Here is a 14,849-nt window from a genome sequence, read left to right on the forward strand (position 1 = left end):
TTCAGCGAGTCACTTTTTCAGCCCGCTGAGTTGAGCTTGTTGCGTGGAAATGATTTCAAGGAAAGTCCTTCGTTGACAGCGAGAATGCGTTGATTGTTATCTGAGGGCCTGGCGCTGGTTCATGAAGAGTCACGCCAGACGTTGCGGTCGTTGGCCGGGGCGATCTTCAGTGGGTATTTCCCGGCTATCAGGATGAAAAACGAAAAAGGATTTTTATGAAAACAGGACAACGTATTAACGTCAGGGGGCTGCTGATTGCGTCGAGTTTATTGCTCAGTGCGTGTGCCAATGTCCCGAAGGCCGAGTCAACACGGGCCCTTGAACGCGTGTTGGCCGATCCGGCCCTGGATGGAGCTATCAGTTCTTTGACCGTTCGCGATGCGAACAGCGGTGCAACGCTCTTTCAGCACAATGGCAATACGCGCCTGCTGCCGGCGTCGAGTCTCAAGCTGCTGACCGCGGCTGCGGCAATGGATGTGCTGGGCGCCGATTACCGGTTTACCACGCAACTGCTGAGCAATGGCCGGCAGATGGGTGCTCAGCTGAACGGCAACCTCTACCTTCGAGGTTCTGGTGATCCGAGCATCCAGGCACAGGACTATCGCGATTTGGCAATGGCGTTGGCGCGCAAGGGCATCAAAAGCGTCAGTGGCGATCTGGTGATCGATGACACTGCATTCGATGCCATCAGACTTGGAGTCGACTGGGCCCATGACGATGAAGAGCAGTACTACGGTGCGCAGATTTCGGCGCTCAGCCTTTCGCCCGATGATGATTTCGATGCGGGGACGGTGATTGTCACGGTCAATGCATCCGAAACTGAAGGTCAGCCGCCGCTGGTCAGTATCAGTCCGCAAAACCGCATACTGACGCTGCACAATCGGGCGACAATCGGACCGACCGATAGCATTGCCGTGAACCGCCAACATGGGACCAATCTATTGACCGTAGGTGGCACCTTGGCGCCGGGCAAACAAAGTCGTAAATGGGTCAGCGTCTGGGAACCGACCCGGTTGGTCGCAGATGTTTTCAAGCTGGCGCTGACCGAGCAGGGGATCGAGATTCGCGGTCAGACCTTGATCGGCGGGGTAACCGCACCAGGCGCCATACCATTGGCGAGTCATGAGTCACCACAGCTTGCTCAATTACTCTTGCCCATGCTCAAACTGTCGAATAACAGCATCGCTGAAGTGCTGCTCAAGGCCATGGGTCGCAAGACCGCCAATGTCGGTACGGCGAGCGCTGGTGTGGCGGCGGTCAACGACTTCCTGCAGCGTCAGGGGCTTCACAGTGAGCTGCTGGTCCAGGTCGACGGATCGGGTCTGTCGCGCCGCAACCTGATCTCCACGCACAGCCTGACTGACTTGTTGTTGGTCGTGCGCAAACAGCCCTGGTTCGACAGTTGGTACGAAGCACTGCCGATTGCCGGCAATCCGCAACGGATGCTGGGAGGCACCTTGCGCAATCGCCTGCGCGACACTCCTGCCGAAAATAACCTGCACGCCAAGACGGGTTCGATGGGGTCTGTCTCATCGTTGTCCGGTTATGTCGGCAGTGCCAATGGCCGGTCTTTGGTATTTGCCATGGTCTCGAACAATTACCTTGCCGACGGCGTCCGGATCAAGGCTCTGGAAGACAGAGTAGCCGTTGCCCTGGCGCAGTGGGGGGATTGAGCCTGTCCCAGGCTCGGGCCGGCGATCTGTTGATTTATCGCAAAAACGCCTGCCGATACTCCCCAGGCGTTCCACCCACCGCTTGCCTGAAACGATTGGTGAAATGGCTGGCGCTGGCAAAACCACAGGCCAGGGCAATCTCGCCCAGCGGCTGTGAAGTGCTGCGCAGCAATTGCCGCGCATGGGCCAGTCGCCGCGCCAACACATACTGATGGGGTGGCAAGCCAAAGCTTTCACGGAACATTCGGGCGAAGTGGTATTCGGACAACGCACACAAACCCGCCAGCTGACCAAGGCTGATGGGCTCGGCCAATTGGCTGTCGATATGTTCCACCAGTTGCCGCCGTTGATGCGCAGCCAGGCCACCCTTGAGGCGCAGACCCTGGCGCAGGCCGACCTGGCTGAGCAAGGTATGGCTGAGCAGTTCGTGGGCCAGGCTGCTGGTCAGCAGGCGCTCGCCGGGTTCGTCCCAGTTGAGCTGAATCAACTGCCGAAACCGCCGGGCCTGAGTCGGGTCTTCGAGGAAGGTGCTTTCCTGCAATTGCAGTTCACGGGGTTCGCGGTCCAGCAGGGTGACGCAACCGAGGGCAAATTGTTCCGGGCTGAAGTACAGGTGAGCCAGGCGGATTTCGCCATTGATCACCCAGGCGGACTGATGTTCGGCCGGCAGAATGCACAGTTTGTCCGGGCCACCTTTGATACCGGGATGCTCGCGGCGAAAGGTCCCCGTGCCGCCAGCGATGTAACAGGACAAGGTGTGATGGCTCGGCGCCTGGTAGTCCTGGGCGTCGTGATGGTTGCTCCACAGGGCTGCAGCCATGCCGTCACCGAGCTCGGCGCTGTGCTCCAGACGAGCATGGGGCGAGCGGTTCAGGGCTTGAAAGACTTGCAGGTTTTCCAGTGTGGACATGATCGTTTTCTCCAACGCCTTGCATCCTACTCCGTCGCCCTGACGCTGTGAGCCGGTGACCCGACAAAAGCGCAAGTTTATGCAAGCACGCCAGGGCGTCATGGCCTGAGACTGGTAGCCATAGTCAGGAGCCCTCGTCATGAACATCTCGTTATACCTGCTCACCGTGCTGATCTGGGGCACCACCTGGATCGCCCTCAAGCTGCAACTGGGCGTGGTGGCGATTCCCGTTTCGATCGTCTATCGCTTCGGCCTGGCCGCGCTGGTGCTATTCGTCATGCTGCTGCTCAGCCGTCGCCTGCAGGTCATGAATCGGCGCGGTCACCTGATCTGCCTCGCCCAGGGGTTATGCCTGTTCTGTGTGAACTTCATATGTTTTCTCTACGCCAGCCAATGGATTCCCAGTGGCCTGGTCGCCGTGGTGTTTTCTACCGCGACGCTGTGGAATGCCTTGAATGCCCGGGTGTTTTTCAAGCAGAAAATCGCCCGCAACGTGCTGATGGGCGGCGCCCTGGGCTTGTTCGGTCTGGGCTTGCTGTTCTGGCCGGAGCTGGTCGGTCATACCGCCAGTCCGCAAACCTTGCTCGGTCTGGGGTTGGCGCTGCTTGGGACCATGTGCTTCTCGGCCGGCAACATGCTGTCGAGCCTGCAACAGAAGGCCGGTCTCAAGCCCTTGACCACTAATGCCTGGGGTATGGCCTATGGGGCGGCGATGTTGTCGGCGTACTGCCTGGTCAAAGGCATTCCCTTCGAGATGGAATGGAACACTCGCTACGTCGGCTCACTACTGTATCTGGTCATTCCTGGCTCGGTGATCGGCTTCACCGCCTACCTGACCCTGGTCGGACGCATGGGTCCGGAGCGCGCAGCGTATTGCACTGTGCTGTTCCCGGTGGTGGCGCTGAATGTTTCGGCGTTCGTTGAGGGTTACCAGTGGACGGCACCGGCGTTGGCCGGGTTGGTGCTGGTGATGCTCGGTAATGTGTTGGTATTTCGCAAGCCCAGGCCGTTGATCATGCAGAGTAGCGGCAAGTTGGTTTGAGAAAGGATGGCGATCAGCAAATGTATACCCCGTGATCCTGTTTGTACCGGGACGTGGTGGACAGGAGTCCCGTTACAAACAGAGCCCGAGGGTTGATGGCGTCAGTCGTCGATCTTCAAGACAATGAAGACCAAGGCCATCATCAGGAAATCCACCAGTCGCTCGGCGGTGCCCAGGTCGTTCCACTCTTCGGACTGCCACATGACGAACCACTCGCCACCTATCACCTGAAAGCAGAAGTACCAGATGAAAACACCGACCATAAAGCCGGCCACGACAAATTTCTTGGCCTCATGAAATTCCGTACTGGAGCCATTCAGAGCCTTGTAGAGCTGATGGGCGCCGATCAGGCAGCACACCGTGAAGCTGGTTTCCAGCGTAATCATCAACCAGTAGATCCGGTGATGCAGGATCGGGAGGGTGATGGAGCGATACATCAATGAGCTGTTCTTGTCGGTAGTGTCCATGCTCAGGATGTGCTGGACGTATTGGAAGTTGGTGGTGTAGTCGGTCAGATTGCCGAAGACGATCAAGATGCCAAAAATGCCGACGAACAATACGATCAACAATTTGCTGCGCCTGATCAGGCCGCCAGTGGTGATATTTTTCATGATGAGTTCCTTCTCATGTTCCAAAACAACAGCTTAGAACGTGCAAGGATTGACTCGGGATTTCATGGGTTGCAGGCTGTTTCCCCAGCCTGAAGCCCCACCTCACTTTGATGCCAAAAGAGGTGGGAGGCCGTATTCAGCTCTTCCACACCTGCGGATTGACCAGATCCTGCGGCCGTTCACCGAGCAAGGCGCTGCGCAGGTTGGCCAGGGCGCGGTTGGCCATGGCTTCGCGGGTTTCATGGGTGGCCGAGCCGACATGCGGCAAGGTCACGGCATTTTTCAGCTGGAACAACGGCGATTCGGCCAGCGGTTCTTTCTCATAAACATCCAGCCCGGCGCCGCGAATCCGGTTGTTTTGCAGGGCTTCGATCAGCGCCGGTTCGTCGACCACCGGGCCCCGGGAAATATTCACCAGAGTTGCGCTCGACTTCATCAACGCCAGTTCGCGATGGCTGATCAGGTGTCTGGTTTTTTCGCTGAGTGGCACCACCAGGCAGACGAAGTCGGCTTCGGCCAGCAACTGATCGAGGCTGCGAAATTGCGCGCCGAGTTCTTGTTCCAGATCCGCCTTGCGGCTATTGCCACTGTAGATCACCGGCATGTTGAAACCCAGACGTCCACGGCGCGCAATGGCCGCGCCGATGTTGCCCATACCGACAATGCCCAGGGTCTTGCCGTGCACATCGCAGCCGAACAGCGGCGCACCAACGGTGGCTTGCCATTGCCCGGCCTTGGTCCAGGCGTCCAGTTCGGCGACGCGCCGGGCGCTGCTCATCAACAGTGCAAAGGCCAGGTCGGCGGTGCTTTCAGTGAGCACATCCGGGGTGTTGGTGAGCATGATCCCGCGTTCATTGAAGTAGGCCAGATCGTAGTTGTCATAGCCGACCGAAACACTGGAGACCACTTCCAGTTTCGCAGCGTTCTCCAGTTGAGCGCGGCCCAGTTTGCGACCGACGCCAATCAGACCGTGAGCATCAGGCAGGGCTTCGTTGAACTGTGCGTTGATGTCACCCAATTTGGGGTTTGGCACTATCACGTTGAAGTCCTGTTGCAGGCGTTCGACCATTTCGGGGGTAACACGGCTGAAGGCAAGTACAGTCTTTTTCATGGGAGAAGGGCTCGTCGGGCAGAGGAGAATGCCAAGCAAGCTATCATTCTTGGCCGGGGTGCGCGAGGACAGAAAAGATCGCAGCCTTCGGCAGCTCCTACACCGACCGAGTACAGCCGCGGCTCTTCAGCGAACCCAAATCCCGTAGGAGCTGCCGCAGGCTGCGATCTTTTTGCGGCGACATAATTCTAATTAGCCAACCGCGCCCCACTCAAACTGCCACTCAACTCATACGCCGTCAGCTCCGCCTGATGCGCAGCAAGAATTTCCGGCAGCGAACCGCGCAGGTATTCGACCCAGGTTTTGATCTTGGCATCCAGGTACTGGCGTGACGGGTAGATGGCGTACAGGTTCAGCTCTTGCGAGCGGTAGTTGGGCATTACCCGCACCAAAGTGCCGTTGCGCAGGCCTTCGATGGCCGCGTAGACCGGCAGCACACCCACGCCCATGCCGCTGGTGATCGCGGTTTTCATGGCGTCGGCGGAGTTCACCAGGAACGGCGAGCTGTTGATGGTGACCATTTCCTGGCCTTCGGGGCCGTCGAACGTCCATTTTTCCAGCGGAATCACCGGGCTCACCAGGCGCAGGCAGGCGTGGTTCAGCAAGTCGCTGGGCTTGTGCGCGCAGCCGTTGGCTTTGACGTAGGCCGGGGAGGCGCAAACGATGCTGTAAGTGATGCCCAGGCGCTGGGAAACAAAGCCTGAGTCTGGCAGTTCGCTGGCGAGCACGATGGACACGTCGTACCCCTCGTCCAGCAGATCCGGCACGCGATTGGCCATGGTCAGGTCGAAGGTCACGTCCGGATGAGTCTTGCGATAGCGGGCAATGGCGTCGATAACGAAATGCTGACCGATGCCGGTCATGGTATGCACTTTCAGCTGTCCGGCCGGGCGCGCATGGGCATCACTGGCCTCGGCTTCGGCTTCCTCGACATAGGCAAGGATCTGTTCGCAGCGCAGCAGATAGCGTTTGCCGGCCTCGGTGAGGGCGATACGCCGAGTGGTGCGGTTGAGCAAGCGGGTTTGCAGATGGGCCTCAAGGGTGGAGACCGCGCGCGAGACGTTGGCGGTGGTGGTGTCCAGCTGCACGGCGGCGGCAGTGAAGCTGCCGGCTTCGGCCACACAACTGAAGGCGCGCATATTTTGCAAGGTGTCCATGGTGAACTCTCAAGGGAGATGCCAAATTGTGACACGAAGTAACGGGCTACTGTGACCCGACCAACGGATTATCGCGTTAACGGTAACAAAGATTCACAGGAATCCCGGCTTATCGCGATCCCGACTGCCCCCTAGAATTGTTCCACCTACAGAGCCCCCCCACTCCAGGAAATTGCAGCAGTGCCGCGTCGCATCAACAGAGAGCTGAAGACTCTAAGTGTTTGGGTTTTATCGTTAGCAATCAGCGGCTGCATCGGAACCGGAGGAATTGCCCCGCAAGGCAAGACCCTCGCCGCCAATACCTTGGCCACTGACGAGGCGATCCAGAGCGCCGCACAGGATGCCCACTGGCCAACCGTCCAATGGTGGCAGGCCTATGGCGACCCGCAACTGAATCGCTGGATCGACCTCGCCGTACAAGGCAGCCCGAGCATGGCCATGGCCGCTGCCCGGGTGCGCCAGGCGCGGGCCATGGCCGGGATTGCCGAGGCAGCCGAGTCGTTGCAGATTAATGGCGAATCCACACTCAAGCGCCACAATTGGCCCACTGACCAGTTTTACGGCCCCGGTGAACTGGCCAATTCGACCACCTGGGACAACAATGCCGCGCTGGGCTTCAGTTACGCCCTTGACCTCTGGGGCCGTGAACGCAACGCCACCGAACGCGCCGTGGACATGGCCCACATGAACGCCGCCGAAGCGCGCATGGCCCGGCTGGAATTGCAGAACAACGTGGTTCGCGCCTATATCCAGTTGTCGTTGCATTACGCCCAGCGCGATATCGTCAACGCCACCTTGAAGCAGCAACAGCAGATTCTCGACCTGGCGCAAAAACGCCTGGACGGCGGCATCGGCACCCACTTTGAAGTCAGTCAGGCACAGACTCCGTTGCCGGAAACCCATCGGCAACTGGATGCGCTGGACGAAGAAATTGCCCTGAGTCGCAACCAACTCGCGGCCCTCGCGGGCAAAGGTCCGGGGGAGGGCGCGCAGTTGCAACGGCCAACGCTGGCGCTGGGTGCAGCTTTGAAGTTGCCCTCAGCCTTGCCCGCCGAACTGCTTGGTCAGCGTCCCGACGTGGTCGCCAGTCGCTGGCAAGTCGCGGCTCAGGCGCGGGGCATCGATGTCGCTCATGCCGGTTTCTACCCCAACGTCGATCTGATCGGCAGCCTTGGTTTTATGGCCACCGGTGGTGGTGCTCTGGAATTTCTGACGGGCAAGAAGCTCAACTACAGCGTCGGCCCGGCGATCTCCCTGCCGATCTTCGACGGCGGCCGCCTGCGCTCGGAGTTGGGCGAGGCCTCGGCCGGTTATGACATTGCCGTCGCCAAATACAACCAGACCCTGGTCAACGCGCTGAAAAGCATCTCCGACCAGTTAATCCGCCGTGAGTCGATGGACAAGCAGCAAGGCTTCGCCGCCGAGTCGGTGGCCTCGGCACAGAAGACCTACGACATCGCGATGATCGCCTTCCAGCGCGGGCTCACCGACTACCTCAACGTGCTCAATGCCCAAAGCCTGTTGTTCCATCAGCAGCAGATCCAGCAGCAGGTCCAGGCCGCGCGCCTGAGTGCCCATGCCGAACTGGTCACCGCACTGGGTGGCGGGCTCGGTGCCGGCAACGACGTACCGGATGACAGCAAAACCATGCCAAGCAAGACCCCGGCGGTCTTAGCCGTCTTTGATCACTGAGTAGGATGCAATGACTCCCTTGCCTGCACCGCTGCGCTGGCTGTATTCCCTTGAATGGCGCCGTGGTTTTTTCGACTGGGCACGCAGCGATGGCGTGACCTGGGTCTATATCTTCAAGGTGTTGATCGCGGCGTTTCTGACCCTGTGGCTGGCCATGCGCCTGGAACTGCCGCAGCCGCGCACGGCGATGATCACGGTGTTTATCGTGATGCAACCGCAGAGCGGTCAGGTGTTGGCCAAGAGCTTCTACCGCTTCCTCGGCACCCTGGCCGGTTCGGCGGTGATGGTCGCGCTGATCGCCTTGTTTGCGCAGAACACCGAACTGTTCCTCGGCTCGCTGGCGATCTGGGTTGGCATCTGCTCGGCTGGCGCTGCGCGTTATCGCAACTTTCGCGCCTACGGTTTTGTGCTGGCCGGTTATACCGCGGCAATGATCGGTTTGCCGGCGCTGGCCCATCCCGAAAGCGCCTTTATGGCCGCGGTATGGCGGGTGCTGGAAATCTCCCTGGGGATACTCTGCGCCACCCTGGTCAGCGCCGCGATCCTGCCGCAAACCGCCAGTGCGGCAATGCGCAACGCGTTGTACCAGCGCTTCGGGGTATTCGCGCTGTTCGTCACCGATGGCCTGCGCGGGCGCAGTCAGCGCGATGCCTTCGAAAACAGCAATGTGCGCTTTATCGCCGAGGCGGTCGGCCTTGAAGGACTGCGCAGTGTCACCGTGTTCGAAGATCCCCACATGCGGCAGCGCAACGGCCGACTCAGTCGCTTGAACAGCGAGTTCATGGGCATCACTACCCGCTTTAACGCCTTGCACCAATTGCTTGAGCGATTACACAGCGGCGGTACGGAGCAGGCGGTGGCGGCAATCAAGCCGGGGTTGCAGGATCTGGCCGAAGTGCTCGACGGCTTTTCCGGCCGGGCGCTGACCAGTGCCGATGCGGCACGCCTGGTCACGCAACTGGCGATCTATAAAGAAGGTTTGCCCGCGCGGGTGCGCAGCCTGCGGGCGATCTTTCAAGAAAGTGCGCCGAGTGACGCCGAGCAGCTGGATTTTCACACGGCCTATGAGTTGCTCTACCGTTTCGTCGACGACCTGCACAGTTATGCACAGACCCACGCCTCGTTGGCCGAACACAGCCACCAACGGGAGCAATGGGACGAACCCTTTACCCCGCAGACCAACTGGCTGGCTGCGGCAGCCTCGGGGTTTCGTGCGGCTTTCATCCTGGTGGTGCTCGGCAGTTACTGGGTGGCCACCGCCTGGCCCAGCGGCGCGACCATGACCCTGATCGCGGCCGCTACAGTTGGTCTGTCGGCGGCCACCCCGAACCCGAAACGCATGGCCTTTCAGATGGCCTGCGGCACTTTGATCGGTGCACTGGTGGGCTTCGTCGAGATGTTTTTCGTGTTTCCCTGGATCGATGGTTTTCCCTTGCTCTGCGTGATGCTGGCGCCGGTGATCGTGCTCGGCTCGTTCCTCTCCTCGCGCCCGCAATACGCCGGGGTCGGCCTGGGCCTGCTGATCTTTTTCAGCACTGGTTCGGTGCCGGACAACCTGACCGTCTACAACCCCTACGCCTTTATCAACGACTACATCGCCATGGTCATGGGCATGCTGGTCTGCGCCGCCGCCGGGGCGATCATTCTGCCGCCCAACAGCCGCTGGTTGTGGCGTCGACTGGAACAGGACTTGCGCGAGCAGGTGGTGTACGCCATCAGCGGCAAGCTCAAGGGGCTGGGGTCGAGTTTCGAAAGCCGCACCCGGGATTTGCTGCATCAGGCCTATGGCCTTGCCGCCGGGCAACCCCAGGTGCAGCGTGACTTGCTGCGCTGGATGTTCGTGGTGCTGGAAGTCGGCCACGCGATCATCGAGTTGCGCAAGGAGCAGGCGATCCTTCCGGTGCATCCGGCCTACGCAGAGTCCCAGCCGTGGCGTCAGGCGATCCGGGTCATGGGCCGCTCGCTGGTGCGGCTGTTTATCCAGCCGAGCCAAAGCAATCTCGAACGCGCCTTGATCGCGGTCGACCACGCCATCAGCCGGGTGCAGGCCACCGACGAACCCTTCGCGCCGCATTTCGATACCTCGGCCCTGCGCCGGGTGAAGAGCTACCTGCATTTCATCCGCACTTCATTGCTCGACCCGCAATCACCGCTGGCGGCGTTCGCTGCGCCCGCCGAGCCCCAAGGACTAGAACATGCCTCGTGAAATCGCCTTCCATGGCGTGTACATGCCGACCATGACCCTGATGTTTTTCATCGCGGCTCTGCTTGCCTGGGCCCTGGACCGGTTGTTGGCAGGCTTCGATCTGTACCGCCTGTTCTGGCATCCGGCGCTGCTGCGCCTGAGCCTGTTCACCTGCATTTTCGGCGCCTTGGCGCTCACTGTTTACCGTTGAGAACGACCTGATGAAAAAGCTTTTCAGCCTGCTCGCCACCTTGCTGGTGCTGGCCCTTGCCCTGTGGATCGGCCGGACCCTCTGGGTGCAATACATGAACACCCCCTGGACCCGCGACGGCCGGGTGCGCGCCGACATCATCAACGTCGCCGCCGACGTCAGCGGTGAAGTGGTTAACGTCCCGGTGCGTGACAACCAATTGGTGAAAAAGGGTGACCTGCTGATGCAGATCGACCCCGAGCATTATCAAATTGCGGTGAAACAGGCACAGTCGCTGGTAGCCTCACGCAAGGCCACATGGGAGATGCGCAAGGTCAATGCTCACCGCCGCGCCGACATGGACAGCCTGGTCATCTCCAAAGAAAACCGCGACGACGCCAGCAACATCGCCGACTCGGCCCTGGCCGATTACCAGCACGCGCAAGCGCAACTGGAAGCCGCGCAGCTGAACCTCAAACGCACCCAAGTGCTGGCGGCGGTGGACGGCTACGTCACCAACCTCAACGTCCATCGCGGTGACTACGCACGCATCGGCGAAGCAAAAATGGCCGTAGTCGACATGAACTCGTTCTGGGTCTACGGCTTCTTCGAAGAAACCAAGCTGCCCCACGTGCGGGTCGGCGACAAAGCCGATATGCAGCTGATGAGCGGCGAAGTGCTCAAGGGGCACGTGGAAAGTATTTCCCGCGGCATCTACGACCGCGACAACCCGCAAAGCCGCGAACTGATCGCCGACGTCAATCCGACCTTCAACTGGGTGCGCCTGGCCCAGCGAGTGCCGGTGCGAATCCACATCGATGAAGTGCCGGACGGCGTGCTGCTGGCGGCGGGGATTACTTGCACGGTGGTGGTGAAGCAGGAAGCGGAGCAATAATCGTCAGACCGACGCGTTCCCTGTGGCGAGGGGGCTTGTTGTGGCGAGGGGGCTTGCCCCCGTTCGGCTGCGCAGCAGTCGTAAAACCTGTGAATGCGATGTGCCTGACACTATGGAGTTGCAGGTTTTAGGGCCGCTGCGCGACCCAACGGGGGCAAGCCCCCTCGCCACAAAGTATGGGGTAACCCAACCTTTTTTAGTCACCCCTTTGAACCGCCCCTATAACGACTTGCCCAACCCAAACCGCTTCATCAACCCCGCCTCCAACAATCCCTTGGGCAGCAACGCCGCTAACAGCGGCAACGCCCGGCTGCCATTGCCCAAACGCAGCAAACGCGGCGGCTTTTTCTGTTGCACAGCCTTGAGCAACCCAGCCGCAAATTCACTGGCCGGTGTCGGGTTGTCCTGGGAGGCCTTGGCCCGGGCGCGGATGCCTTCGCGCAGCGGCCACCAGGGCGATTGTTCGGTGATCAACTGTTCGGCCTCATGCCCTGCGTTCCTGGCGAAGCTGGAGGCGATGGCGCCAGGCTGGACTTCCATCACACGGATGCCGAACGGCGCCAGCTCCATGCGCAGGGCATCGCTCAAGGCATGCACGGCAGCTTTCGAAGCACAATAAGCGCCGGCAAACGGCGTCACTAACACCCCGGACACACTGCCGATATTCACCACCAGCCCCCTGGCGCGGCGCAGTACCGGGAACAGCGCCCGGGTCACCCCGACCACCGCGAATACATTGGTTTCGAACTGGCGCTGCAGCGCCTCCACACCGCCGTCGAGCAACGGCCCCATGGCGCCATAGCCAGCGTTGTTGATCAACAGATCCAGGCCGCCGCGTTGCTGGTTGATGCGCTCGCTCAAGGCTTGCAGTGCCGGACCGTCGTTGACGTCCAGCTGCACCGCGATGAACCCGGCGCCAGCCAGTACCGCTACATCTTCGGCCTTGCGCGCGGTGGCCCAGACTTCATAACCGGCAGTTTTGAACACATCGGCCAAAGCGCGGCCGATGCCGCTGGAACAACCGGTGATTAACGCGAGAGGCATGGCGCGGTCCTTGTGCAAGAGGGGAGAAGGAGTGGCTCAGTCGGAGAAACTACCTTGCAAACGCTCGGCGCGAAACTCCAGGGATTGTGGGCGATAACCGGGACGCAGCGGCGGCAGCGGCAAGCAGTCTTCCCACGAGGCGCCAGCCTGCAGTTCGCCGGGGCCACGGTAGCGTGGGGCAGCGTAGAGATTTTCCGCCAGGTTCACCGTGTCACCGGGAGCGTAGGCAGCGATCCGCCAGCGTAACTCGGTCAACGGTACATCATTGCCGTTGTTCATTTTAAGCAGCAACGGGCGATCCGCCGGGCAGTGCTCGGGCGCATAGCTGATGCGCAACTCCAGCCGCGCCAATTGCTTGACCTCACGGTTATCCAGCCAGATCACCCACACCGCCACCAGACCCAGACCAATCGCCGCCGCCAGCGACACCGGCAAGGCTTTCTCCGGATAACGCACCAGCAGTATCAGCCAGGTAATGACCAGCAGGACGCCGATGAACATGAGGTTAATCTCGGGATAAAAAAGTCATCCTACATAAGCCAGGGTGTGATTGGCGATGGGGAAGGGCAAGATCAAAAGATCGCAGCCTTCGGCAGCTCCTACACAGGTCCATTCCATCCATCACATCACGGGTGTACGCCTCCCCCCGTAGGAGCTGCCGAAGGCTGCGATCTTTTGATCTTGATCTTGTTTGCTAACTGTTTCACAAAAAAAAGCCCCCGCCCCACCAACTGCGGATAGGAACGCAGTCGGCTGGACGGGGGCTTCTTGTCTAGCGGTATTACCGATCAATCACTGCGCGATGGTTTTCACCGAGACGCCGCGTTCGACCGGGGTGCGACCGTAGATATCTTCAAAACGCTCGATATCGTCTTCGCCCAGGTAGCTGCCCGATTGCACTTCGATGATTTCCAGCGAAATCTTGCCCGGGTTGCGCAAGCGGTGGACCGAGGCGATCGGGATGTAAGTCGACTGGTTTTCAGTCAGCAGGAACACGTTCTCGTCGCAAGTCACTTCGGCGGTGCCGCTGACCACGATCCAGTGTTCGGCGCGGTGGTGGTGCATCTGCAAGGACAGGCACGCGCCCGGCTTGACCGAGATGCGCTTGACCTGGAAGCGGCCGCCCATGTCCACCGAGTCGTACGAGCCCCACGGACGATAGACTTCGCAGTGAGTCTGGGTTTCGCTGCGGCCTTGCTCGTTGAGGGTGTTGACCATCTGTTTCACGCCTTGGACCTTGTCCTTGTGGGCGATCATCATGGCGTCCTTGGTTTCGACGACCACAATGTTTTCCAGGCCGATTACCGACACCAGTTTGCCGTTGCCATGGATCATGCAGTTTTTGCTGTCCTGGATGACCACGTCGCCTTTGGTGACGTTGCCGTTGGCGTCTTTCTCATTCACTTCCCACAGTGACGACCAGCAGCCGACATCGCTCCAGCCGGCAGTCAGTGGTACGACGCAGGCGCGCTGGGTTTTTTCCATCACCGCGTAGTCGATGGAGTTGTCCGGGCAGCAGGCGAAGGTGGCTGAGTCGATGTCGACAGTGTCGACATCCTGCTCGCTGCGCTCAAGCGTCAGCAGGCAAGTGTCGTAGATGTCCGGATCGTGCTTTTTCAGCTCTTCGAGGAAGCGGCTGGCGCGGAACAGGAACATGCCGCTGTTCCAGAAGTAACCGCCGGCGTTAACGAACTCGGTGGCACGTTTCACGTCTGGTTTTTCAACAAAGTGCGACACGCGGCTGACGCCTTCGGGCAGCAGCGAATCGTTGGTCGACTTGATGTAGCCGTAGCCGGTTTCCGGTTTGGTCGCCGGTACGCCGAACAGCACCATCTCGCCATTTTCCGCAGCCACGGTGGCCAGGGCCAGTGCGCGTTGCAGGGCTTTCTGGTCTTCGATGACGTGGTCAGCCGGCAGTACCAGCATCAACTCGTCACGGCCTTCGTTGACCAGCATCATCGCGGTCAGGGCCACGGCCGGCGCAGTGTTGCGGCCGAACGGTTCCATCAGGATGCGCTGGGTGTCGAGTTTGCGGTTGTTCAGTTGCTCGTTGACGATGAAGCGGTGTTCCTTGTTGCAGACCACAATCGGTGTGTCCATACCGTCGAACACCAGGCGCTCGAGGGTCTGCTGGAACAGCGTTTGTTCGCCGGTCAGGGCGAGAAACTGCTTGGGGAATTGTTTACGCGAAAGCGGCCAAAGACGTGAGCCGCTACCACCTGACAAGATCACCGGAATCATGTTGTTACTCCTTGAAAATCGTATGGGTCAGAGCTACTGCGTTCTGTCGTTTCACTCTTGTTCTTGGTCCGTGTCGGATAACCCGGACAACCCGAATC

General features: G+C 60.0%; 13 protein-coding genes. 6 read left to right on the forward strand and 7 right to left on the reverse strand.

Translation table 11 applies throughout. The features are described 5' to 3' along the window. The first annotated feature begins 215 nt into the window (after positions 1–215). Positions 216–1,673 (forward strand): D-alanyl-D-alanine carboxypeptidase/D-alanyl-D-alanine endopeptidase, encoded by a 1,458-nt coding sequence (dacB, locus tag ACA064_RS05230; RefSeq protein ID WP_497672424.1) that lies wholly within the window; start codon positions 216–218, stop codon positions 1,671–1,673. A gap of 34 nt (positions 1,674–1,707) precedes the next feature. Here the strand turns inward: dacB and ACA064_RS05235 are convergent, their stop codons facing one another. Beyond that, positions 1,708–2,583 (reverse strand): helix-turn-helix domain-containing protein, encoded by an 876-nt coding sequence (locus ACA064_RS05235; RefSeq protein ID WP_497672425.1) that lies wholly within the window; start codon positions 2,581–2,583, stop codon positions 1,708–1,710. Between the two features lie 139 nt (positions 2,584–2,722). Between ACA064_RS05235 and ACA064_RS05240 the strand changes: the two genes are divergently transcribed. After that, on the forward strand, positions 2,723–3,625 hold the full coding sequence (locus tag ACA064_RS05240) for a DMT family transporter (RefSeq protein WP_497672426.1): 903 nt from the start codon (positions 2,723–2,725) through the stop codon (positions 3,623–3,625). 101 nt (positions 3,626–3,726) lie between these two features. Here the strand turns inward: ACA064_RS05240 and ACA064_RS05245 are convergent, their stop codons facing one another. The 3 genes from ACA064_RS05245 to ACA064_RS05255 form a co-directional block, all read right to left on the reverse strand. Beyond that, a complete protein-coding gene (locus ACA064_RS05245) occupies positions 3,727–4,236 on the reverse strand; it encodes a DUF2165 family protein (RefSeq protein WP_497672427.1) in 510 nt (169 codons plus the stop codon). Between the two features lie 136 nt (positions 4,237–4,372). After that, positions 4,373–5,347: a 2-hydroxyacid dehydrogenase gene (locus tag ACA064_RS05250; protein WP_497672428.1), complete on the reverse strand. Its 975-nt coding sequence runs from the start codon at positions 5,345–5,347 to the stop codon at positions 4,373–4,375. 188 nt (positions 5,348–5,535) lie between these two features. After that, the gene (locus ACA064_RS05255; protein WP_497672429.1) at positions 5,536–6,504 is read right to left on the reverse strand and encodes a LysR family transcriptional regulator; all 969 of its coding nucleotides are present in this window, start codon (positions 6,502–6,504) and stop codon (positions 5,536–5,538) included. Between the two features lie 180 nt (positions 6,505–6,684). Between ACA064_RS05255 and ACA064_RS05260 the strand changes: the two genes are divergently transcribed. Genes ACA064_RS05260 through ACA064_RS05275 form a run of 4 tightly spaced genes read left to right on the forward strand, consistent with a single transcriptional unit; the run spans position 6,685 to position 11,466 of the window. Further along, the gene (locus tag ACA064_RS05260; protein WP_497672430.1) at positions 6,685–8,196 is read left to right on the forward strand and encodes an efflux transporter outer membrane subunit; all 1,512 of its coding nucleotides are present in this window, start codon (positions 6,685–6,687) and stop codon (positions 8,194–8,196) included. 10 nt (positions 8,197–8,206) lie between these two features. Beyond that, entirely contained in the window at positions 8,207–10,402 is a 2,196-nt protein-coding gene (locus ACA064_RS05265; protein ID WP_497672431.1) for an FUSC family protein, read from the forward strand. Continuing rightward, positions 10,392–10,592 carry a DUF1656 domain-containing protein gene (locus tag ACA064_RS05270; protein ID WP_497672432.1) on the forward strand — a complete coding sequence of 67 codons (201 nt, stop codon included), beginning with the start codon at positions 10,392–10,394 and terminating at the stop codon, positions 10,590–10,592. Before ACA064_RS05265 ends, ACA064_RS05270 begins: the two co-directional genes overlap by 11 nt. A gap of 10 nt (positions 10,593–10,602) precedes the next feature. Then, positions 10,603–11,466 (forward strand): efflux RND transporter periplasmic adaptor subunit, encoded by an 864-nt coding sequence (locus ACA064_RS05275; RefSeq protein WP_497672433.1) that lies wholly within the window; start codon positions 10,603–10,605, stop codon positions 11,464–11,466. A 219-nt stretch (positions 11,467–11,685) separates the two neighbouring features. On the opposite strand, the gene ACA064_RS05280 is transcribed toward ACA064_RS05275, so the two are convergent. From ACA064_RS05280 to ACA064_RS05290, 3 genes are all read right to left on the reverse strand, one after another. Beyond that, positions 11,686–12,510, reverse strand: a complete 825-nt coding sequence (locus ACA064_RS05280; protein ID WP_497672434.1) for an SDR family oxidoreductase — start codon at positions 12,508–12,510, stop codon at positions 11,686–11,688. 36 nt (positions 12,511–12,546) lie between these two features. Continuing rightward, on the reverse strand, positions 12,547–13,011 hold the full coding sequence (locus ACA064_RS05285) for a multidrug transporter (RefSeq protein ID WP_497672435.1): 465 nt from the start codon (positions 13,009–13,011) through the stop codon (positions 12,547–12,549). Positions 13,012–13,302: 291 nt separating this feature from the next. Then, a complete protein-coding gene (locus ACA064_RS05290) occupies positions 13,303–14,751 on the reverse strand; it encodes a mannose-1-phosphate guanylyltransferase/mannose-6-phosphate isomerase (protein WP_497672436.1) in 1,449 nt (482 codons plus the stop codon). Positions 14,752–14,849 lie beyond the last annotated feature (98 nt).

The organism is Pseudomonas sp. LBUM1658 (assembly GCF_059716055.1).